22 protein-coding genes, 1 pseudogene and 1 riboswitch are annotated in these 23564 nt (G+C 29.2%); of the genes and pseudogenes, 21 read left to right on the forward strand and 2 right to left on the reverse strand.

The window, feature by feature from the left end:
* Window positions 1–5 precede the first annotated feature (5 nt).
* The 15 genes and pseudogenes from aroB (at window position 6) to VLK81_RS04905 (ending at window position 13373) form a co-directional block, all read left to right on the forward strand.
* Window positions 6–1040 carry a 3-dehydroquinate synthase gene (gene aroB, locus VLK81_RS04835; RefSeq protein ID WP_324619544.1) on the forward strand — a complete coding sequence of 345 codons (1035 nt, stop codon included), beginning with the start codon at window positions 6–8 and terminating at the stop codon, window positions 1038–1040.
* Between the two features lies 1 nt (window position 1041).
* On the forward strand, window positions 1042–1881 hold the full coding sequence (locus VLK81_RS04840; protein WP_324619545.1) for a 3-phosphoshikimate 1-carboxyvinyltransferase: 840 nt from the start codon (window positions 1042–1044) through the stop codon (window positions 1879–1881).
* Between the two features lie 31 nt (window positions 1882–1912).
* Window positions 1913–2278 carry a 3-phosphoshikimate 1-carboxyvinyltransferase gene (locus tag VLK81_RS04845; protein WP_324619546.1) on the forward strand — a complete coding sequence of 122 codons (366 nt, stop codon included), beginning with the start codon at window positions 1913–1915 and terminating at the stop codon, window positions 2276–2278.
* Window positions 2268–3353 carry a chorismate synthase gene (gene aroC / locus VLK81_RS04850; protein ID WP_324619547.1) on the forward strand — a complete coding sequence of 362 codons (1086 nt, stop codon included), beginning with the start codon at window positions 2268–2270 and terminating at the stop codon, window positions 3351–3353. Before VLK81_RS04845 ends, aroC begins: the two co-directional genes overlap by 11 nt.
* Window positions 3350–4846 (forward strand): shikimate kinase, encoded by a 1497-nt coding sequence (locus tag VLK81_RS04855; protein WP_324619548.1) that lies wholly within the window; start codon window positions 3350–3352, stop codon window positions 4844–4846. Before aroC ends, VLK81_RS04855 begins: the two co-directional genes overlap by 4 nt.
* Window positions 4843–5265: pseudogene (aroQ, locus tag VLK81_RS04860) on the forward strand (type II 3-dehydroquinate dehydratase); the annotation flags it as partial. The gene VLK81_RS04855 and the pseudogene aroQ, both read left to right, overlap by 4 nt.
* Window positions 5266–5292: 27 nt before the next feature.
* Window positions 5293–7290 (forward strand): aminodeoxychorismate synthase component I, encoded by a 1998-nt coding sequence (gene pabB / locus VLK81_RS04865; protein WP_324620466.1) that lies wholly within the window; start codon window positions 5293–5295, stop codon window positions 7288–7290.
* An 8-nt stretch (window positions 7291–7298) separates the two neighbouring features.
* Window positions 7299–8084, forward strand: a complete 786-nt coding sequence (gene aroF / locus VLK81_RS04870) for a 3-deoxy-7-phosphoheptulonate synthase (protein WP_324619549.1) — start codon at window positions 7299–7301, stop codon at window positions 8082–8084.
* Window positions 8068–8403, forward strand: a complete 336-nt coding sequence (locus VLK81_RS04875; protein WP_324619550.1) for an aminotransferase class IV — start codon at window positions 8068–8070, stop codon at window positions 8401–8403. The genes aroF and VLK81_RS04875 overlap by 17 nt, the downstream gene beginning before the upstream one ends.
* Window positions 8404–8425: 22 nt before the next feature.
* Window positions 8426–8782: an aminotransferase class IV gene (locus tag VLK81_RS04880; protein WP_324620467.1), complete on the forward strand. Its 357-nt coding sequence runs from the start codon at window positions 8426–8428 to the stop codon at window positions 8780–8782.
* A gap of 227 nt (window positions 8783–9009) precedes the next feature.
* On the forward strand, window positions 9010–9483 hold the full coding sequence (tnpA, locus tag VLK81_RS04885) for an IS200/IS605 family transposase (protein WP_324618628.1): 474 nt from the start codon (window positions 9010–9012) through the stop codon (window positions 9481–9483).
* Between the two features lie 282 nt (window positions 9484–9765).
* Window positions 9766–11082, forward strand: a complete 1317-nt coding sequence (locus tag VLK81_RS04890; RefSeq protein WP_324619551.1) for an ABC transporter substrate-binding protein — start codon at window positions 9766–9768, stop codon at window positions 11080–11082.
* 125 nt (window positions 11083–11207) lie between these two features.
* Window positions 11208–11951 carry an ABC transporter permease gene (locus tag VLK81_RS04895; protein ID WP_324619552.1) on the forward strand — a complete coding sequence of 248 codons (744 nt, stop codon included), beginning with the start codon at window positions 11208–11210 and terminating at the stop codon, window positions 11949–11951.
* Window positions 11944–12714, forward strand: coding sequence for an ABC transporter permease (locus tag VLK81_RS04900; RefSeq protein ID WP_324619553.1), 771 nt, complete (start codon window positions 11944–11946; stop codon window positions 12712–12714). Before VLK81_RS04895 ends, VLK81_RS04900 begins: the two co-directional genes overlap by 8 nt.
* The gene (locus tag VLK81_RS04905) at window positions 12714–13373 is read left to right on the forward strand and encodes an ABC transporter ATP-binding protein (protein ID WP_324619554.1); all 660 of its coding nucleotides are present in this window, start codon (window positions 12714–12716) and stop codon (window positions 13371–13373) included. Before VLK81_RS04900 ends, VLK81_RS04905 begins: the two co-directional genes overlap by 1 nt.
* Before the next feature lie 114 nt (window positions 13374–13487).
* Here the strand turns inward: VLK81_RS04905 and VLK81_RS04910 are convergent, their stop codons facing one another.
* The gene (locus VLK81_RS04910; RefSeq protein WP_324619555.1) at window positions 13488–14078 is read right to left on the reverse strand and encodes a phosphatase PAP2 family protein; all 591 of its coding nucleotides are present in this window, start codon (window positions 14076–14078) and stop codon (window positions 13488–13490) included.
* Between the two features lie 268 nt (window positions 14079–14346).
* Between VLK81_RS04910 and VLK81_RS04915 the strand changes: the two genes are divergently transcribed.
* The 6 genes from VLK81_RS04915 (at window position 14347) to VLK81_RS04940 (ending at window position 21885) form a co-directional block, all read left to right on the forward strand.
* A complete protein-coding gene (locus tag VLK81_RS04915) occupies window positions 14347–15519 on the forward strand; it encodes an iron-containing alcohol dehydrogenase (RefSeq protein WP_324619556.1) in 1173 nt (390 codons plus the stop codon).
* Between the two features lie 496 nt (window positions 15520–16015).
* Window positions 16016–17506: a hypothetical protein gene (locus tag VLK81_RS04920; RefSeq protein WP_324619557.1), complete on the forward strand. Its 1491-nt coding sequence runs from the start codon at window positions 16016–16018 to the stop codon at window positions 17504–17506.
* 128 nt (window positions 17507–17634) lie between these two features.
* Window positions 17635–17922 carry a rhodanese-like domain-containing protein gene (locus VLK81_RS04925; protein ID WP_324619558.1) on the forward strand — a complete coding sequence of 96 codons (288 nt, stop codon included), beginning with the start codon at window positions 17635–17637 and terminating at the stop codon, window positions 17920–17922.
* A gap of 14 nt (window positions 17923–17936) precedes the next feature.
* Complete coding sequence (locus VLK81_RS04930; protein ID WP_324619559.1) at window positions 17937–18725, forward strand: ADP-ribosylglycohydrolase family protein; 789 nt, start codon at window positions 17937–17939, stop codon at window positions 18723–18725.
* Between the two features lie 81 nt (window positions 18726–18806).
* Window positions 18807–20531, forward strand: a complete 1725-nt coding sequence (locus VLK81_RS04935; RefSeq protein ID WP_324619560.1) for a cell wall-binding repeat-containing protein — start codon at window positions 18807–18809, stop codon at window positions 20529–20531.
* A 63-nt stretch (window positions 20532–20594) separates the two neighbouring features.
* Window positions 20595–20666: riboswitch (Fluoride riboswitch) on the forward strand.
* 127 nt (window positions 20667–20793) lie between these two features.
* Window positions 20794–21885, forward strand: coding sequence for a cation:proton antiporter domain-containing protein (locus VLK81_RS04940; RefSeq protein ID WP_324619561.1), 1092 nt, complete (start codon window positions 20794–20796; stop codon window positions 21883–21885).
* A 101-nt stretch (window positions 21886–21986) separates the two neighbouring features.
* On the opposite strand, the gene hutH is transcribed toward VLK81_RS04940, so the two are convergent.
* Entirely contained in the window at window positions 21987–23525 is a 1539-nt protein-coding gene (gene hutH / locus VLK81_RS04945) for a histidine ammonia-lyase (protein WP_324619562.1), read from the reverse strand.
* Between the last annotated feature and the right edge of the window lie 39 nt (window positions 23526–23564).

Consider the following 23564-nt stretch of genomic DNA (forward strand, 5'->3'; position numbering starts at 1 on the left):
TAGACATGAGGATTAATATTTTAAAAAATAATTATTATATAGATATTGTAAATAATGAGGATAATAAACTAAGGTCTTATCTTGCTTCTTTTCCCAAGTCAAGATTTCTACTATTAAGTGACGATAATGTTTATAGAATTTATAAAGATAGAATTAGAAAAATTTTAGATGGACTAGGATTTGAAGTATTTATTATAGAGCAGGGAGAGCATTCAAAGTCAATAGAAAATTACACTAAGATAAATAAATTTTTACTTGAAAAAAATTTCACTAGGTCAGATAAAATTATTGCTTTTGGTGGAGGAGTAGTTGGAGATTTGGGAGGATTTGTAGCATCAACCTACCTTAGAGGAATTGATCTTATTTCTATTCCAACAAGTCTTCTTGCTATGGTTGATTCTTCTGTAGGCGGGAAAAATGGAGTTAATTTTTTAGGCCTTAAAAATCAAATTGGCACATTTTATTTTCCAAAAATAGTTTATATTGACACAAGCTTTTTAGATACTTTGGATGAAAGAAATATGAGAAATGGTTTTACTGAAATATTTAAAGCAAGTCTTTTATCTGATAAAGAATTTTATTATTATTTAAAGAATACCAATGATTTAGATTTTGAAAAAGTTATAAAAAGGGCAATCGAAATTAAGTTAAGCTTTGTAGAAAATGATGAATTTGATAATGGAAAAAGGCAAATGTTAAATCTAGGACATACCTTGGGACATGCTTTAGAAGCTCTATCCAAAGGAGAATTAAATCATGGTGAGAGTGTTGCTATTGGAATGGCTTATATGACGAAGCTAGCAAATTGTTTGGGTTTAGGTAAAAAAGATTTGGAAGATGAACTAATAGAAACTTTTTCAAAATATAAAATACCTACAAATTATAAATTTTCTTCTAGTCAAGTTATAGATTTAATTAGACATGACAAAAAAATTAAAGATAATATGATAAATTTAATTATTCCAATTGAAGTTGGTAGGGCAGTTCAAAAAAAAGTTTCGATTGAAGAATTAGAGAAATTACTAAATATGGTAAGTTAATATGGATAGGATTATTTATAATAGTAAATTAAATGGAAGTATAAGGGCGATTACATCAAAGTCTTTTGCCCATAGAGCAATATTTTGTGCACTTCTTGCTAAGGAAGAGTCAAGATTAATAATAAATGATTTATCCCAGGATATTGAAAGTTCTCTTAATGCTATAGAAAAATTGGGTGCGAAAATTATTGTAAATGGAAATAATTATAGAATAATTCCACCCAAATCTTACAAGGACAATATTAAGATAAATGTTTCTGAAAGTGGAACAAGTTTAAGATTTTTAATCCCTATAATTGCTATTTTAGGTCTAAATGCAAAAATAATTAGGAAGGGAACTTTAATTTCTAGAAGTAACTCAGTTTACTTTGATTTGCTTCCGAGGCACGGGGTTAGTATTAAAGAAAATGGCGATTCAATTTTGCTTTCAGGAAAATTAAGGGGTTTTGATTTTTCAGTTAGAGGGGATATTTCCTCTCAATTTATTTCTGGACTACTTATTGCATGTGGATTTACTGAGGATCCTATTAAAATTAATTTACTAACTCACTTAGAATCTAAACCCTATGTAGATATGACTATAGATGTGATGGAAAAGTTTGGAGTAAAAGTTTTATTTAAAGAAAATTCTTATTTTTCAAAGGGAAGTTTTAAAAAAGCTTTTTTAGAAGTTGAAGGTGATTGGAGCAATAGTTTGTTCTTTCTAGGGACAGGCGTAGAAGTTTTAGGACTTAACAAAGATTCAGTTCAGGGAGATAAGATGGCTTTAAATTATCTAAAAACTCTTAGCTATGAAAATGTATCGAGTAGAGGCTACAAATTAGAAAAAAATTGGCAATGAAGAAAAGGCAAGAATATTAGATGCTAAAGATATGCCAGATACAGTTCCAATTTTAGCAGTTTTTTCAGCTCTATCAAAAAGTCATACAAAAGTTATCAATATAAAAAGACTAGCTTTAAAAGAAAGTAATAGGATAAAATCCACTATTGAAATGCTAGAAAGATTTGGTGTTAAGGTTATAGAAGATGAAAATTCATTTTCTTTTTACGGGATTGAGACTTTAAAAGGATGTGAAATAAATTCTTATAATGATCATAGAATAGCTATGGCTGCTGCTATAGGTGCTACTTTTGCTGATGGACCTGTTATAATAAAAAATAGTCAGTCTGTGGAAAAATCGTATAAAAATTTTTTTGAAGACTTTAAAAGTTTAGGAGGTAGGGCTGATGTCATTTAGTTTTGGTAAAAATTTTAGGATTAGCATATTTGGTCAGTCACATTCAAAGGAGATAGGAGTTGTAATAGATGGACTTAAGGCTGGCTACAGAATAAACTATTCTTTAATAAAAGAAAATTTAATGAGAAGAAGACCAGGAAAAAATTCTATATCAAGCCCAAGAAAAGAAAATGATGAATTTGAAATTGTTTCTGGAGAAGTCGATGGAATAAGCTGCGAAGCTCCTCTTTGTATTAAAATTAAAAATAAAGATCAAAAAAGCTCTGACTATGATAATATTATTGACAGGCCAAGGCCATCCCATGCTGATTATCCTGCATTTATTAAATATAATTCTCATAATGATATTAGAGGTGGTGGAAGTTTTTCTGGAAGAATGACTGCTCCTCTTGTAATTGCTGGCTCTATTGCTGAGGACATTTTAAGAGAAAAAAATATAAGAATATTTAGTAGAATAAAAAGCATAAAGGATATAGAGGATAAAAAATTAGAATATAAGGACTTAGAATTAGAATCTTTAGAATATTTAAAGAAAAAAGATTTTCCAGTAATAGATGATGATGCTGGAGATGAAATGATAAAGTTAATTGAAGAGTATAGGGAGAAGAAAGATTCACTTGGAGGACTTGTAGAAGTTTTTGTACTGGGAATGCCAGTTGGTGTTGGTGAGCCTTTTTTTGATTCTCTTGAGTCTGTTATTGCTAAGGGAGTTTTTTCCATACCTTCAGTTAAGGGACTTGAATTTGGAGAGGGCTTTAATTCTGCAAAAATGACTGGTTCTACTCACAATGACCCTTATATAGTTAAGAATGGAAGGGTTATTACTAAGACTAATCATCATGGAGGAATTATTGGAGGACTTTCTACTTCCATGCCTATTTATTATACAGTAGCTATCAAACCAACAAGCTCTATAGGAATAATTCAGGACACAATTTCACTTAAAAATTTATCCAATGAGAAATTATTGATTGAAGGAAGGCATGATCCATGTATAGTTCCTAGAGCTCTAGTTGCAATTGAGATGATAAGTGCTATTTGTATATTAGATTTATTAATGGAGTTTGAAAAATGAGAAAACTTGATGAGTTAAGAAATGAACTTGATAGGATAGATGATAATATAGCTAAACTAATAAATTCTAGAATGGAGATTGTAGAAGAAGTTTCTAGATATAAATTAGAAAATAACACTAATACATCTGATTCGAAAAGGAAATTAGACATTATAAAAAGACTTAAATGTAATTCTAAAGAAGAGTACAAGACCATAATTGAAGAAATATACAAGGAGATTTTTAGAGAGAGCGAGAAATTTATAGAAAATTATAAAAATAATCATTTTTTATATGGATTAATAGGAGAAAATCTTGGCCATAGCTGGTCTAAAGAAATTCATAGTGAAATAGCTAGCTACAAATACTACTTAAAAAATATAAATAAAAATGATTTATTAGACTTCTTTAAAGAGAGAAAATTTAAGGGAATAAATGTAACTATGCCATATAAGATTGATTGCATAAAATATTTAGACAAAATAGATATAGATGCAGAAAATATAGGTGCTGTAAATACTATCGTAAATGAAGAGGGAGTCTTAACTGGATATAATACTGATCTTTATGGATTTGAGGATAGCCTAAAATATTTTTCATATAGTCTAAAGAATAAAAAAGTATTAATCTTGGGCTCTGGTGGTGCAAGTAAAATGGTTAGCGAGGCTCTAAAAAGAGCTGGCGTAAGTAAATTTCAGGTAATTAGTAGATTTTCATGGCCAAGCTACGAAGATTTAGATAATTTTTTAGATTACAATGTAATTATAAATACCTCGCCAGTTGGTATGTACCCAAACAATATGGAAAGCTTAATTGACCTATCAAAATTTTCTAACTTAGATTTTGTCTACGATTTAATTTATAATCCATATAAGACAAAGCTTATTTTAGATGCTGAAAAAATAGGAGTGAAAGCAGTTTCAGGTCTATATATGCTAGTAGCTCAAGCTTATTATGCTAGTGAACTTTTTTTAAATAAAAAAATTGAAAAAAATAAAATATCTGAATGCTACAAGAAAATTCTTCTAAGTAAAAGAAATATTTGCTTAGTTGGTATGCCAGGATCTGGAAAATCTACTATGGGGAAAATATTAGCAGAGACTTTAAATAGAAGCCTTTATGATATTGATATTATGATAGAGGAAAAAGAGGGTATTTCTATTTCAGAGATTTTTGAAAAATTTGGAGAAGAATACTTTAGAAAAGCTGAAACTGAAATTCTTAGAGAAATATCAAAGGAAAGTGGAGCTATTATTGCTAGCGGAGGAGGCTCTATATTAAAAGAAGTCAATAGGGACTTAATTAGGCAAAATTCATTTGTAATTTTTTTAGATAGGCCCTTAGAAAAATTAGAAAGAGTAGGTAGACCACTTTCAAAAGAGCCTAAGTCTTTAGAGAAACTTTTTTCTGAAAGATATTTAATATATAAAGAAATTTCTGATTTAAGAGTTTCTGTAGTTGAAAATAAGGAAGAATGTTTGAAAAAAATATTGGAAGGATTAAAAATAGATTGAAAATTTTAGTAATTAATGGACCAAATATAAATATGCTTGGTATTAGGGAGAAAAGCATTTATGGAGAAGAAAGTTTTGAAGACCTTCTATCTCTATTAAAAAAATTGGAACTTGAATATAATATTGAAATTGATCAATTTCAATCGAATTTTGAGGGAGAAATAATAGAAAAAATACAAAGTGCATATAAAAAATATGATGGTTTAGTTATAAATCCTGCTGGTTTTACTCATACAAGCATAGCTATTTTAGATGCACTTAAAGCAGTAGAGATTCCTACAGTTGAAGTTCATATATCTGATCTTTCTAAAAGAGAAGATTTTAGAAAAAAATCTTTTATAAGTAAGTATGCTATAAAGACTATTACTGGACATGGGATAGATGGTTATAGAGAAGCGATTCTATTTTTAAAAGATAATAAAATAAAAAGAAAGTTAAAAGGACTTATCGTAGACAATTATGACTCATATACTTATAATCTCTACCAATTGGTAGCTGAAGTAAGTGGCAATAAGCCTTTAGTTGTAAAAAACGATGAGATTAGCTATGAAGAAGTTAAAGAGCTTGATCCAGATTATATTATTATATCCCCTGGTCCAGGTAGTCCAGAAAATGAAAAAGATTTTGGGGTTTGTAGGGAGATTATAGAAAAGAGTGACAAAGCGATTCTTGGAATTTGTTTGGGACATCAGGGAATTTATCTATTAAATGGTGGCAAAATTTCAAGGGCAAATGAGCCTATGCATGGTAGACTAAGCAAAGTTTATCATAATAAGAAAGGATTATTTAAGGGAATAGAAGATGGATTTAAGGTAACAAGATATCATTCTCTGGTTTGTGAAAATAAAGAATTAGAAAATATTAGAATTGATGCTCTAAGTGAGGATGGGGTTGTTATGGCAATATCTCATAAGTATAAACCAATTTACGGTCTTCAATTTCATCCAGAGTCTATAGCGAGTGAATTTGGAGAAAAATTAATTCAAAATTTTTTATCTATTTGTAATGAACATTATAAAAAAGATTCTTTAGAATATAGAATAATTGATTCATCTTTTGATACAGCTACTCTTTACCAAAAATTAAAAAAAATAGATGATAAAATTCTATGGCTTGATTCTTCAAGATTAGAAGATAATCAGTCTAATTTTTCAATCTTTGGAATAGTTGGAGAAAAAAGAGGACATATTTTAAAATATGATGTAGATAAAAGAGAAGTTACAAAAATCTATAAGGACAAAAGAGATAAAGAAACATTTCACACCGATATATTTACCTATCTAAAGGAAAATAGGATAAGGTGGGAGAATAAAAAAGAGTTACCATTTGATTTTCAGCTGGGATATATTGGATATTTTGCTTATGAATTAAAAAAAGATACTGAAAATGTGATAAACACAAAATCTTTTCCCTACCCAGATGCCTACTTATCATATGTAGATAGGGCTATTGTTTATGATCACAAAAATAAAAAATTATATATTCTATATTACAAGGATGATTTAGAATTTTTTGTTTTAGTTAAGGATGCTTTAAATTCACGGGTTGATGAAAAAAAACCCAAAGAAAAGAGAAATTTTCCAAAATTAAATTTTGTAAAAAATAGAAAAGAATATATTGATGATATAGAAATTATCAAAGAAGAGATTAGAAAGGGCGAAACTTACGAAGTTTGTCTAACTAATAGGCTAGATATACATGATAGTATAGATGGACTTTCTTATTATCTTGAACTTAGGGATAAATCTCCAGGACAATATAGTGCATATTTGCCACTAGATGAATTTAAGATTGCATCCTCTTCAATGGAAAGATTTATTAAACTTGATAGGAATAATATTGTAAGTACAAAACCAATTAAGGGTACTATAAGAAGGGGAATTAGTCCAGAAGAAGATAAAAAATTAATTGAAAAACTAAGGACAGATGAAAAAACTAGATCAGAAAATCTTATGATAGTTGATTTACTAAGAAATGATTTGGGTAAATTTTGCGTGGTAGGGTCTGTTAAGGTTGAGAAGCTTATGGATGTTGAAAGTTATAAAACTCTTCATCAGCTAGTAACTACAATTTCTGGAAAACTTATGACAGAGATGGACTCAATTGATGTATTAGAAAAAACTTTTCCAGGTGGGTCTATGACAGGAAGTCCTAAAAAGAGGACTTTAGAGATTATTGATAAGTTAGAAAATATACCTAGAGGCGTTTATTCTGGAACGATCGGATATATTTCAAATAATTCCTCCATGGATTTTAATATAGTTATTAGGACTACAATCATTGAAAAAGACCTTGCAACAATTGGTCTAGGTGGAGCTATAATTTTACTATCAGATGATGAGGATGAATTTGATGAGGTAGTTTTAAAGGCTAAAGGTTCTCTTTTAGCTTTGAAAGCATATTATAACAATGATGATAATATTTTTATAGAGGGAAGTAATTAAGAGTAGATATGAGTACAAATATTGAAAAAAAAGTTGTAAATATTGGAGACCTTCAAATCGGAGGAGACAAAAAAATAATTATAGCTGGTCCTTGCTCCATTGAATCCAGAGACCATATTATTGATGAAGCAGTAGAACTAAAAAAAATTGGAGTAGATATTTTAAGAGGTGGGGCATTTAAACCTAGAACATCTCCTTATGATTTTCAAGGACTTGGTTTTGAAGCAGTAAACTACCTAAAAGAAGCTAAAGATAAAACAGGGTTAATCATTGCAACTGAAGTTCTTAGTGAAAGTGACGTAGACAAGATGAAAGATCTTATAGATATTTTTCAAATAGGATCAAGAAATATGTATAACTATGCTCTTTTAAAAAAGGTGGCTAGGACTGGAAAACCAATAATTTTAAAAAGAGGATTTTCAGCAACTCTTAATGAATGGGAAATGGCAGGAAAATATATAGAGCTTGAAGGCAATTCTAATATTATTTTCTGCGAAAGAGGAATAAGAACATTTGAAAGAGAAACTAGAAATACTTTAGACCTAGCTGGAGCTTATCTTCTTAAGAAAAAAACTTCATATCCAGTTATAGTTGACCCAAGTCATGGAACAGGAAGGAGAGATTTAATAGAGCCTCTTGTAAGAGCAAGTCTTGCCATGGGCCTTGACGGAATTATGGTTGAAGTTCATAAGTGTCCAGACAATGCAAAAAGTGACGCTAAGCAAACTATTGACTACGAAACTTATAAAAAAATTAGCGAATATGTAGGTAAGTTTAATGAAAATAGAGCTTGATGATGGTTATTTTTTTGGAAAAGGAGCTTTTGAAACTATAAAAGTGGTAGAGAAAAAACCAGTTTTCTTAGAAAGACATTTAAAAAGGCTATATGGGACATTAGAATTTTTAGGAATTGATAAAAAGATTGTACTTGGAGACCTAGATAAATTTATAAGTGAAACCAAGGAAAGAAATTTTATTCTTAAAATAGTTGTTTCAGAAAAAAATATTATTTTTTCTAAAAGAGTGGATCCTTATATAAATAATTATAGTAGCTATCGACTAACTATATCCGATTCGAAAAAAATCATCAAGTTCAAAATTACTCTATCATAAAACTTTAGCCTACTATGAAAATATTTTAGACCATAAAGTAGCTTTAGATAAGGGCTTTGATTCAGCTTTATTTTTAAATGAAAGAGATGAAATTACAGAAACTTCTTTTGCCAATATCTTTTTTGTAAGAAATGAAAAAATATATACACCTAAAGTATCTTCTGGACTTTTAAGGGGAACTATGAGAGATTATCTATTAGAAAATTTTTCAGTAGTAGAAGATACTATTAGAGTCGGTGACCTAAAAGAATTTGACGAGGCTTTTATTTCAAACTCTATAATGGGCGTAAGACCAGTAAAATCAATAAATAGCCTAGTTTTTTCAAGCTTTCAAGTTTTAGAAAAAATATTAAATAAGCTAAAGAAATATGGATTTTAAAAAGTTTTAAAAAATAACCTTATTCTGCTATGCTTTTTATAAAAGATATATTAACTATTAAACCTTAAGTTTTTTCTTAAGGTTTTTTTATTGTGCGCTTTAGCATGAATAAACCACCAGCTATGCTGGTGGTAGAAAAATAAGCTTTAGCTTCAAGCAAAAAACCTCCCATGATAAACTATTTATGTTACTGGCAGTAGCATAGACAGAAAAGGGAGGTATCCTAAATGGATAATAATAGTTTATCACATACATCATGGAATTGTAAGTATCATATAGTATTTGCTCCAAAATATAGAAGACAAGTAATATATGGAAGGTTAAAACAAGATATAGGAAAAATATTAAGGGACTTATGTGATAGAAAAGGAATAAGCATAATAGAAGCAGAATGTTGTCCAGACCATATTCATATGTTGTTAGAAATTCCACCGAAATACAGCATATCTCAAACAATGGGCTATTTAAAAGGAAAAAGTAGTTTGATAATATTTGATAGACATGCAAACTTAAAATACAAATACGGAAATAGACATTTTTGGTGCAGAGGATATTATGTAGATACAGCAGGAAAAAATGCGAAAAAAATACAAGAATATATAAAAAATCAATTAAAAGAAGATTACATGGCAGACCAAATAAGCATTAAAGAATTTGTAGACCCGTTTACGGGAGAGCAAGTAAACAAAAGCAAAAAGTAAGGTGCTTTAGCACCAGCTGTGAAAATTGGTGCACGAGAAAGAAAGTTCGAAGCATGAAATGCTGCCGGTAACAGCCCCTTATAGGGGCAAAACAAACCACCGGCTTAGCCGGTGGTTATGATTCCTAAAAGTTTAAAATATAAAATAAAAATATAATAGTTAAAAGTGTAAAATAAAAATTTATAAAATTTATAATAATTAACAATCTTCTATATATTATCTTGATTATTACATAGTTATATATTAATATAATTAAGGAGTTAATATTTAAAGGAGGAATTTATGAAAAAACGTATTTTAGTTTTATTTTTATTATTTGTCCTAGCATTTACTGCTTGTACAAATGACAAAAAGACTATAGAAGAAGGAAGTTCAACTATTTCAACAGAGTTTGATATTAAGGAGAAATCTGACGGGAATAAAGAAGATAAAAAAGATAATTCTAATAAAGACATAAGCTCAATGTCTTTTGAGGAAATAAAAGAAAAAGCTAAGGGTACTACTGTAAACTTTTATGGTTATGGTGGAGATGTTCTTAGAAATGATTTTATAGATAAGACTTTTATCCCTTATGTTAAAGAAAATTATGATGTTACAGTTAATAGAGTTCCTATGGATATTGACGCTATTAATAACCTACTTCTAAATGAAAAGCAAGCCGGAAAAGATTCAGTAATAGATGTAGTTTGGATTAATGGAGAAAATTTTTATTCAAATAAAGAGGCAGGTTTACTTTTTGGACCTTTTACAGATAAATTAGATAATTTCAAAAAATATGTAGACGAAAAATCTGATGATGTAAACTATGACTTTGCTTATCCAATTGAAGGATATGAAGCACCCTATGGTAAGGCACAACATGTATTAATTTATGATTCAGAAAAAGTTCCTAATCCACCAAAGAGCATGGAAGAATTAAAAGCTTGGGTGAAGGAAAACCCAGGAAAATTCACTTATCCACAAATGCCAGATTTCACGGCTTCAGCATTTTTTAGAAATGTAATTTCTGAAATTGTTGGCTATGAACAATTTATGGATTTTGATAAGGAATATAAAAAAGAAGATGTTTTAAAAGAAATTGATCCGGCGATAGCATATTTAAACGAGATTGAACCATATCTTTGGAATGAAGGAAAAACTTATCCTAAGGACCTTGGAACACTTAATAATATGTTTAAGGACGGAGAAGTTTGGATGACTATGAGTTACAATCCTTCTGCAGCTGACGTTGAAATAGCAAAAGGAGCATACAAAGATTCAGTTAGAACTTTTGTATTTAATAGTGGAAACATAGGAAATACTCACTTCCTTGCAATTCCTTTAGGTTCAACAAATAAGGAAGGAGCAATAATGATGATTGATGCAATGCTTTCTTTTGAAATGCAGCTAGAAAAATCTAAGCCTAAGGTACTTGGAGATATGCCAGTATTTGATATAAATAAACTTTCAGATGAAGAAAAGAAAGAACTTGAAGCTATAGATAATGGAGTAGCAACTCTTCCAGCAAAGGAATTATTATCTAAAAGAATTCCAGAAATGCCAGCAAAACTAGTACCATTATTTGAAGAACTTTGGAATGAGAATGTTTTAAATAAGTAAGATGAGAAAAAAAAAGGTTAGCCTATTTATATGTAGCACCACTAACAGCCTTTATTTTACTAATAGTTTTTTTATCGATATCTGAGTCTATCAAACAGTCTTTCGGAATTTTTGAAGCTATAGGGATGAATGAATTTACTTTAAAATACTATAAAGAAGTACTTTCTGGTGAGGAGTTTAAAAATTCATTCATCTTTTGCCTCAGATATTCTTTAATTTCAAGTGCTATTTCAGTAATTTTGGGGACAGTCATTGCTATATATATAAAAAGAAATAATGATAACTTTTCTTATAGCGTTTTAAGATTATCCATAATAATTCCCCACATGGTTGTAGGTTTTATTATTTTTGGCATGCTAAGCAAGACAGGTTTAATTTCTAGAATTTTATATAGCCTTGGCTTAATTAATTCTATGGATCAATTTCCAAATTTGATTTATGACAGGGATGGAATTTCTCTAATAATTTCTTTTGTATATAAAGAGTTTTGCTTTATTGCCTTTACACTTGTTGCTGTTCTAAAGAGAATTAAGGATGAATATAGGGATCAGTCTTATGTACTTGGTGCAAATAAGATAAAGACATTTTTTTATGTAACACTACCTATGATTTTACCAAATATACTTTATTCATTTATAGTAATATTTTCTTTCTCATTCTCTTCCTATGAACTTTCCAATATTTTAGGACCATCAACTCCTAAATCACTTGCAACTATTGCTTATAACTACTACACAAGCCCACTTCTTACAGATAGGCCCTATGCGATGGTTTATAATTCAATCTTATTACTAGTTGGACTTGTTGCTTTTATAATATTTGTTCTAGTTTATAGGAAGGTGGTTATTAAGGAGGCAACTTATGAGTAAAAAACTTTTAAGACTTTTCTTAATTATTTTTATATTATTTCCCCTTCTATTTACTCTAATTTGGGCATTTACTGAAAATTGGGAGTATGGTAAATTATTTCCTCAAGCTTTTTCTATTAGGGCTTGGAAATCTCTTTTTTTAAACAAAAATAATATTAAGATAATTTTAAATAGTTTGTATATTTCATTTATTGCTTCTATAATTTCAATTATTATTAGTTATCCAGCAGCAAAAGCTATTGCCCTATATGATTTTAAGGGGAAAAGTTTGTTTAGATTAATTGTTTTTCTACCTATCGTTATACCAGTAACCTCGGTTGCAATCGGCTTGCATTTAAATTTGTTAAGATTAGGCCTAGCTAATACAAAAGCTGGAGTTGTTTTAGTTCATGCCTTTCCAGCCATACCTTATGCCTTTATGATTTTAGAACCTATTTTTTCATCTATAGGTGAAAATTACGAAAATCAAGCAATATTATTAGGAGCAAGTGGCCTAAAAAAATTTCTTTATGTAAATTTGCCTATGATGTTACCAGGACTTAGAAGTAGCTTTTTTATGAGCTTTGTTGTTTCATTCAGTCAATATTTTTTAACATTTTTAATCGGTGGAGGGCTTGTAAAAACTTATTCAACTATTGTTTTTCCAGTTATAAGCAATAAGGATAGACACGAAGCTTCAGTTTTTTCAATAGTTTTTATTTTAATATTATTACTTGTTGGTTTTATTACATTTAGACTTGGAAATAGGAAGGAGGATGACTAATGACCTCTATATTGGAATTAAAAGAAATTGAATTTTGCTATGATAGTTCAATTAAAATATTAGATAAAGTTAATTTAAAGGTTGATGAAGGAGAAGTTATAACTATTTTTGGTAAATCAGGTATTGGAAAGTCTACGCTCTTAAAAATAATTTGCGGATTATTAGAGGCTAAATCTGGAAAAGTTTATTTAGATGGAAAAGATATTACTAATATACCTGCAAACAAAAGAAACATAGTTATGACGCTGCAAGATTCTTACCTATTTCCACACATGACAGTTGAAGATAATATAGGATTTAGTATGAAGATGCATGGCAAGAATAAGACTGAAATTAAGGAAAGAGTAAATGAGCTTCTAAATATGATTGGTCTTTCTGGATATGAAAAGAAAAAGCCTAAGGAATTATCAGGTGGAGAGAAAAAAAGAGTAGCTCTTGCTAGAGCAATTGCTGATTATCCTAGACTAATTTTACTAGATGAACCTTTTACTGGACTTGATGAGGAAATTAAAAATCAAATCTTGGAAATAGTTAAGCTTTTGAATAAAAAATATAATACTAGCTTAATTTTAATAACACATGATATTCATGAAGCTAAGACCCTTTCTGATCGAATTATTAAATTAGAGGATGGAAAATTTAAAGATTTTATTTTTTAAATTTAGTTAGTATTTTTATCAAGTAATATTTAATATAAAAATATAATAAAAGTAGAAAAATATTTTAAGCCCTTTTCAAAAATGAAAAAGGGCTTTTATCTTTCCTTAAAAATATTATAGAAAATAAAATAAGAAAAATAGACCTGCGCCTAATAGTACACCTGTTATAAGGTCTATAATAACATGCTGTTTAGTGAAGATAGTTGAAACAATTATACCAACTGAAACTAAAATATAAACAGACATTAATACTGGTGATAAAGAAAAGTTTAAAATTGCTGCAAGTAGAACTAGTGTTGATATAGAGCAGTGCATACTTGGCATACAATTTACGCCTTTGTAGCTATATTTATATACATATTTAAGCATCCATCCATATTTAATTTCGCTTAAGTTTTTAGGCCTTTCAAAAGTTGTAGGATAGGCCATATAGATTATTATGCTAATTATTATGTCTAAAATCCATGCCTTTATATACACTTTATAATAAGCCTGTGAAATAAGAAAAAGATTTATAGGAAAGATTGCTATAAGCGGAAACCAAAGTATATATATAAGTGTAAAGAGTGGTAGAACTGGAATTTTCTTATCAAATTCTGTAGCGATATTTTTAGGTTTTTTTTGAAAATATTCACATCCGAAATATAAAATTACCTGCAGACTAAGTATTATTATTTGATTTATTATAACTCTTTTAAGATCCATATAATTCTCCTAAATTTTAATTCAGATATAGGATAGCAGTATTTATTATAATTTGCAAATAAGAAATTTTTAAACAAACAACTGCTTTTTTGATAAATATATATTTTAATATTAAATGGATATATAAGATCAAAGGAATATAAATCTATAAAAACATATAAAATCAAAATAGATAGAATATGGGTATATTAAAAATGTTAAAAGAAGTGTATAGAGTAAGTTAAATACATTTTATTTATTAATTTTTAGAAAAAAGAAAGGGGAAGTTATGAAAGACTTTACATTTAATATTCCAACTAAAATTTATTTTGGAAAGGATAATTTAGATAAATTACCTGAAGAGATTAAAAAATATGGAAAAAAAGTACTTTTAGTTTATGGAAAAAATAGCATAAAGAAAATTGGCTTATATGATGAAATAGTTGAATTATTTAAAAAAAATGATATTAAATATTGGGAGGTGTCTGGTGTTGTTCCTAATCCAAGAATTGATAAAGTTCGAAAGGGTGTAGAAATTGTAAAAAAAGAAAAGATTGATTTTATTCTTGCAGTGGGAGGAGGATCTACAATTGATACTGCAAAGCTAATTGCTGTTGCTTCTCCAATCGAGGAAGATCCATGGGATATTGTAATTAGAAAAGTAACTCCTAAAAAAGGACTTCCAATTGGGACAATTTTAACTCTTTCAGCAACTGGAAGTGAGACGAATACATCTAGCGTAATTACTAACGAAGAAACAGGTCAAAAACTTGGATGGGCTAGTGAATATGCAATGCCAAAATTTTCTTTTATGAATCCAGAATATACTACTTTTGTAAATAGCTACCATACAGCTGCTGGAACATCTGACATAATGAGTCATACTATGGAAAATTATTTTTCTCTAAATGATGGTGCATATTTACAAGATAGAATGGCTGAAGCTATTTTAAAAACTTGTATTTATTATGGCCCAATAGCCATGAAAGACCCAGACAATTATGAAGCTAGAGCTAATCTTATGTGGGCAGGAACATGGGCAATAAATGGTTTATTAGATTCAGGAAAAGACACAGCCTGGTCTGTGCATCCTATGGAACATGAGCTTTCAGCAAAAAGAGATATAACACATGGAGTTGGCCTTGCCATACTCACTCCTTATTGGTTAGAATATTCTCTAAGTGAAAAAACAGAAGAAAAAATAGCAGACTTTGGCTACAATGTTTTTGATATAGAAAAGGGTAACTCCAAAAGGGAGGATGCTGAAGAAGCAATAAAGGCTTTAAGAGAATTTTTTATATCACTTGGCATACCAAAAAGACTAAGAGATGTAGACTTTAAGGAAGATGAACTTAGAGATATGGCTAAAAATTGTGTGGAAAATAGAATAAAACCAGAGATAAATGGCTTTATTCACTTAGAAGAAGAGGACGTTTATCAAATATATAAAATGGCTTTTTAATATATTAAATTAGCCTCTAAAGATTCCGATATAAAGTATTTCGGGATCTTTTTTTTAGAGAAAAATTTTTAAATTAACTGATTTAAAAAGAAGATGTATAAAAATTTATAAGCATTATAGAAATTTTTTACAAACAAATATTACTAGTATACTTTTTATTAAATAACTGTCTTTTAGAAGAAATATATATTAATTATATAAACTTAAATATATTGAATATTACACTCTAATTTGATATACTAAAAATAAGAGATAATATCGATAAAATATAAGTTAAATAATAATTGTAGAGAATTTGCCTTTAGCGAAAAATCAAACATATTCTAAATATGAAGCCTATACCTTATCAAGAAAATGTATAATTAGCAGAAAGTGCTTGATAAACAAAAAAGAACAGGAAATAGTTAGTGATTTAAAGATTATTTATTAACCTAAATACAAAAATATGACTTTAATATATAGGTCTTAACCTACTTATTAGAAATGAGGGATACTAATGAAAAATAAATTTTTTAAAACGATTAACTTAGCATTTATTTTATCTCTTGCATTTTTTTCATCTTGTAATTTAGATAATAAAAACCTAGATGATAGAGATAAAGAGAGTAAAAAAGAAAATATAAATTTAACAGATTCAATTAATCCTAATGAAGATAAGAATGAAGAAAAAACTGATAATATTTCAAAAAATGATAGGAAAGATAAAAAATTTACAGAAAATTTAGTTGTTGATAGAGAGATTTGGAAGGAAATATCAAATCAGGAGATAAAAGAAAAAGCTAGTCTTCAAATAAGTGGTATCCATCTACCTAAAATACTTTTACACTCTGAAGATGCTAAAAAGGCTAATGAAGAGATAGATGATTTAGCTGAAAAGGTAAAAGATGCTTATGAAGATTCTATAGAAAATGCTTCTGATTTAGCTGAAGATTTAAATAAATTTGTAAGCTCAACATATTCTTTTTATCAAGATGATAAGATTCTTAGCATTTTTATAGATATGACCAAAGATCCATTTGATGAAAATGAAAAATATAAAATATATAATTTTTCACTACCTGAAGGAGATTTAATTAAAGATACAGAAGTTCTTAAAAAACTTGGGTTTAATGATGATCAAATATTATTAGCAATGGAGAATACTATTGCAAATGATTTTTATTTTAAAAAGACGTTTGAGATATTTTATATGGGAAATGTAGATTTTATTAATGAAAGTCAATTTATAGAAGGTAGCAGCTTAATAAACTTTTGGAAAAGTTATAGTGATAATAAAAGTAGCATATACTTAGATGAAGCTGGCAAACCTTATTTTGTATATGATCAGTATTCATCAGCTTTAGATAAGAAGCTTGTGAAGGTTTCAAAGCTAGACTCTATTCCATATATAAATAGTGAATTTTCATCTAATTATTTTAAAATAGCTAATAAGCTTGGTATAAAAGATGAAAAAAATAAGGGCTTTATTATTTATATGGGGGAAGCAAATGATGAAGGTAGCCTAATTAAAATGGCAAAAAAACTTTTCTTGTGGCAAATAATTTACAATGACTATAAAGATCCAAATCTACTATTAGATTTAAGAGAAAATCCTGACAATAAAAATTTAGATTTAATAGGTAGCGAGTTTTACTTATTTATTCCTAAATATGAAAATTCCGTGGTGAGCTTAAAAGAACTTCAACTTGATAGTAGTGGTCAGCCTAAAGAAACTGAAAATGATATATTAGATAAAATGGCAGTTAGAGGGCCAGTCCTAATTTGTCAAAGCCCAAGTGAAACTGCACCTAGTGCTAAGATTAAGCTTCAATATAGGGATGATTTTTTTGAGTTTTCACCAAGTATTAGCGGAAAAGATGGATCATTAATTTTACCAGATGAAATTATAGATGCTGAGAAAATTATAGATTGGGATAGGCTAATTGAATCTGAAACTTACTCTTATGTGCTTTATGAAAAAATAATGAAATTTATGCATAAAGGCTAGATTTAATAAACTAAGGAAGCTATGGAATTTTTTTGATATAGCCTTCCTTTTTTATTTTAAAAAAGTAATTTGAGGAATAAATTAGCAATATTGGGTATAATATAAATATGTAAAAGGTAGGTAGTTTAATGATTAATGATATTTTAAATAACTTTAAAAACGAGAATTATTTACTTATTGATGTAAGATACGATTTTGAATATGAAATGGGCCACATTCCTGGTGCTATTAATTTGCCTTTAAATAATATTATAGAGCTTGAAAATCTAGAGCCTTCAAAAGATAGAACTATTCTTCTTTACTGTGCAAGTGGCAACAGATCTGAAAAAGCACTAGCTATACTTAGAGCAAATGGTTATATAAATGCTATAAATATTGGAGGGGTAGGCTCATACAAGGGACAATTAGAAAAATAAAAGGAGTTGGAAATATGTTAGGTGCTATAGTTGGAGACGTTGTAGGTTCAAGGTTTGAATGGAACAATATAAAGACTAAAGATTTTGAACTATTCACTGACAAATGCGATTTTACAGATGATAGTGTAATGACTTTAGCAATCGCAAAAGCTCTGACTGAGTCTAAAGATAATTTTATGGACTTAGAAGAAAAAACTATATATTATATGCAAAAACTTGGCAGAAAATATCCTGATAGGGGTTATGGTAATCATTTTTTAGAATGGATTTATGATGATAATCCAAAAGCATATAATAGTTTTGGAAATGGTTCAGCTATGAGAGTTTCCCCTGTTGCTTATGTTGGGAAAACTTTAGATGAGGTTAAAAAGCTATCTAGAGTTGTAACCTCAGTTAGCCACAACCACCCCGAAGGAATAAAAGGCGCTGAATGTACAGCAGTAGCAATTTTTTTAGCAAAAAATGGTAGTAGTAAGCAGGAAATAAAAGATCTAGTATCTTCAGAATATTATGATATAGATTTCACTTTAGACCAAGTAAGAGAAGCTTATCAATATGATGTAACTTGTATGGGAAGTCTGCCTATTTCTATAGTTTCATTTCTTGAAGCTAATAGTTTTGAAGATGGTATAAGAAATGTGATTTCTGTTGGGGGAGATTCAGATACACTTGCTGCAATAGCTGGTCCAATACTTGAAGCTTATTATGGGATTCCAGAAGAGATAAAGGAAAAATCTTTATACTTTTTAAATCCAGAACTAATTAAAATATATGATGATTTTTTTGATAAATTTCCTAAGTAGAATATATAGATTAAATTAGGTTTATTTATAATATTAATTATGAAAAAATAAATATTTTTTTAAAAGAAAGGAAGGATTATTTTGAAAAGAAAGGTAGTTTTATTCGCAGCTATTATTACTATGCTAATATCAAGTTTAAGCTTAGCTGATAATGCAGCAAAATCACAAATTTATTATGGAAATGATCGTTTTGAAACAAACGAGAAAGTACTTGAAAAGTACAAAAACCTATATGACAATCCAGAAAAAACAGCTGTTGTTACATCTGGACTTGTGTTTGCAGATGCATTAACATCAGGTAATTTAACTTATAAATATAAGTTGCCACTAGTTCTTGAAGATGGTAAGCTATTAAGTAAGTTGGAAGCTCTTGGAGTTGAGAAGGTAATTATTATTGGAGGTAAGCACTCAGTTGTTAAATCCAAAGACCTAGAAGATTCTCTTAAAAGTAAGTTTGAAGTCGAAAGAATAGCTGGCTCTGACAGATATGAAACAAATAGGGAAATTATTAATTATATTGAAAAGAAAGAAAATAAAACTTTTGACAAAGTTGGTGTAAAGGGAACTGACTTTCCAGATGCACTATCTGCAATTCCTTATACTATAAAAAATGACTGCCTTTTAGAACTTTCAAATGATAACAGCAGGGTATTTAAAACCATAATCGGTGGCGGAGTTAAAGGTTCTTCAAATAATAAAATTGCAGGAGCCAATAGATATGAAACATCAAAAATGGTTATTGATGAGTTAAGTTCTGATCCGCTAATTATAGCTTCTGGAGAAAACTTTCCAGATGCACTATCTGCAATTTCACTAGCAAGTCTTAAGAGTGGAAATATCTTGGTTATCCCAAGTAAGAATATAAATTCTAAAACATTAGATTTTATAAAATCTAAGGATTCTGTTGATATAATAGGTGGAAGCTTTACTAAGCTTAATGATTATTTAAATGAAAAGAAAGAAGAACCTAAGCCAGAAGAAAATACAGAGCAGCCAGATTATTCAAAAATTGGGGAAGCTATCCTAAGTGCTATAAATAGTGAAAGGGCAAAATTAAATCTACCAAAGCTAACAATGGATGAAAATTTAAATAAAATTAGTAATATAAGGGCCAAAGAGCTACAAAAAAATTTTTCACACACTAGGCCAAGTGGAGATAGCTGGGATAGTGTGTTTGATGAAAATTCTTGGTCTTACTTTGGAGAATACTATGACTTTGTAGAAAATCTTGATATGGAAAGCTTAAACCCTATGCTTAAAGATCAGGAAATGATTGAAGAAGTATTTTCTAAAGCAGAATATACTCATTTTGGTATAGGTTTTTATAAAGCTGATAATGGATATTATTATACATTCCACTTAGCAGGAAATGAATCTGTAGATACCAAACCTGAAGAAAAACCCGAGGAAAAACCAAACCCAAAGCTAACTATTGAAGAAGCCAAAAAACAAATTTTAGAAATAGTTAACAAAGAAAGAGCAAAAAATGGAGCAGGTGAACTTAAGTTTGATGATAGTCTACTCTCAGCTTCAAACGTTAGAGCAGAGGAAATTTCAAGGATATTTTCACATACAAGACCAGACGGCAGTTCTTGTTTTACAATTTATACAGGATCTTGGTCTATGAAAGGTGAAAATATAGCTATGACACCTACTTTAGATCCAGTTATGGTAATGGATTTATGGATGAATTCTCCTGGACATAGGGCAAATATTTTAAATAGTGATTATGAAGAATTTGGTATAGGAATATATGAAAAAAATGGATATTTCTATTATGTTCAGCTTTTTGGAACATATTTCTAATTCATTTTAATACACTTTTGATTTAATAATTAAAATAATTGACAACTTATAATTTAATTATTATAATTTAGTGGGAATGAAGTTCTCCCTAAGTTTAACTTAAACCGCAATTTTGCTGATGACTTCTACGTTTATTTTGCGTAGATTCATCAGCTTTTTTTTATGGAGGTAATTATGTTAGAAGGTTTTGGAATAATACTTTTTTTCTGGACTTATTTTTGGATTTATATCAAAAAAGTTTAAACTACCAGCTTTATTTGGAATGATTATAGCTGGTATAATAATAGGGCCCTATAGTCTAAATCTACTTGATTCAAAAGTACTTGATATTTCAAATGAGTTAAGAAGAATAGCTTTAATTATTATAATAATTAGAGCAGGTTTAAAACTAGATTTAAATAACTTAAGAAAGGTTGGAAAAGAAGCCTTATTAATGTCTTTTCTTCCAGCGAGTTTTGAAATTCTTGCATTCTTTATTTTTGGTCCAATACTACTTGGCTTTTCAAGAATTGATTCTCTTATACTAGGTTCAATTATAGCTGCAGTATCACCAGCAGTAGTTGTACCAAGAATGATTATTTTAATTGATGAAAAACTTGGAACTGATAAGCAAATTCCAGAGATGATTTTATCGGGTGCTTCCCTAGATGACGTATTTGTAATTGTACTTTTTTCAAGTTTTATATCTTTAGGTATGGGGGAGAATATTTCAATTTATAAATTTATAGAAATTCCAATTTCTATTATTTTAGCACTAATTGTAGGTCTTGTCGTAGGATATTTTCTTTCCACTTTATTTAATAATATTAAACTCAGTCTAACTAATAAAACAATTATTATATTTGTTGCAGCATTTTTTCTAAATTTTATAGAATTTGGACAAGAATTTATACCTTTTGCCTCACTAATAGGAATCATGGCTATGGGCATAATAATAAGACTAAAAAGCCTTGATGATGCAATAAATCTTTCCCTAGTTTTTGATAAGCTTTGGCTAGCGGCTGAAATGTTTTTGTTTGTCCTAGTAGGCTCTTCTGTTCAAATAGGATCCTTAAAAGAATTTGGATTAACTGGTCTTATCATAATATTCATTGGACTTATTTTTAGAAGTTTGGGAGTTTTTACATTACTGATCGGATCAAAATTAAATTTAAAAGAAAAATTATTTACAATTATGGCATATATTCCTAAAGCGACAGTTCAAGCAGCTATAGGATCAGTTCCTCTTGCTATGGGACTTAAGAATGGAAAAATTATGCTTACAATTTCAGTTTTAGCTATTTTAACTACAGCTCCACTTGGGGCATTTCTTATAGATCATTTTAAGTATAAATTATTAAATAAGGAAGGCTAGGAATTAGGATTATAAATTATAAAGTATTCTAAAAAAAGCTAATTAGAAATAATTTAAAATAAAAAAAGAGCAGGCGAGGGGCCTGCTCAAAAATATTTATCTTAGTTAAGCTTAGTTACGCTTTCAACTTCTTCTAAGAAATCTCCATAAACTACTAGTTCAGTAATATCTTCTAATACATTGAAAAGTTCAAAGTTTTTATCATCATCAATAAATGGAATAGATTCTCTTACAAGATCATATGCCTTTTGAGTTCCTTTTCCTAATTTTAAATCTGGATTCATTTCTTTTCTAAAGTCAATTGCTTGACAAGCAGCTAATATTTCTGTAGCGATAACACGAGTAGAGTTACTTACAATTTGTTTAGCATGTCTAGCTGCTATAGTTCCCATTGATACAAAGTCTTCTTGATTTTCACAAGATGTAATTGAGTCAACAGATGCAGGATGAGCTAAAACTTTATTTTCAGAAACTAAAGCTGCACAGCTATATTGAGTGATCATAAATCCTGAGTTTAATCCAGGTTTCTTAACTAGGAATGAAGGGAAATCACTTAGCTGTGAATTAACTAATCTTTCAACTCTTCTTTCTGATATATTTCCAAGTTCAGCAGCGCCAATACCTAGGAAATCGAATGGTTGTGCCATTGGTTCTCCATGGAAGTTTCCTCCAGATATAACTTGTCCATCTGAAAATACTATTGGGTTATCAGTAGCTGAATTAATTTCTATATCAACTTTACTTCTAACATAATTTAAAGTATCTTTGCAAGTTCCATGAACTTGTGGAATACATCTTAGAGTATAAGCATCTTGTACTCTAATTTCAGCTGTATGAGATGTTAGTGTTGAACCTTCTGTTAAATTTCTAATATTTTCAGCAGTTTTTAGATTTCCAGTGTGAGGTCTTATAGAGTGAAGTTTTTCATAGAAAGCATCGATAATTCCTCTATGAGCTTCTAGAGATAATGCACCAGCTATATCTGCAAGTTTGCTTAATCTCATAGCATCGTAAGTTGCAAGTGCTCCAATTGCTGTTAAACAAGTAGTACCATTATTTAAAGCAAGACCTTCTTTTGCCGCAAGTTTTATAGTTGCAATTCCAGCTCTTTCCATAGCATCTTTACCATCAAGAAGTTCTCCTTCATAGAAAGCATATCCTAAACCAAGCATTGGTAGAACCATGTGGCTTAATGGACAAAGGTCTCCAGATGCTCCAATTGATCCTTTTTCAGGAATATAAGGAACTACACCCTTATTTAACATTTCAAGTAAAGTTTCTATAGTTTCCTTTCTAATAGCAGAAACTCCCTTTATAAGTGAATTTACTCTTATTAAGATCATTGCTCTAACTTCATCTTCTTCAAGTGGATCACCATATCCTACAGCATGTGATCTGATAAGGTTTTCTTGAAGTTGAGCGGTATCTTCCTTACTAATTGAAACTTTTGCAAGTGAACCAAAACCAGTGTTAAGGCCATATACAACTCTTTCACTTTCGATAATATCTTCAGCTACTTTTCTTGAAGCTACAACTTTTTCTAAAGATTCTGGGCTAATTTCCACAGGTGTGTTAAATCTAGCTACACTTACAACTTCTTCTAAAGTTAAGTCTTCTCCAGTTAAAATTACTTTTTCCATTATTTTATTCATTTCCTCCATTTTATAAAAAAATTTGTG

Source organism: Citroniella saccharovorans (assembly GCF_035481615.1).
Classification (GTDB): Bacteria; Bacillota; Clostridia; order Tissierellales; family Peptoniphilaceae; genus Citroniella; species Citroniella saccharovorans.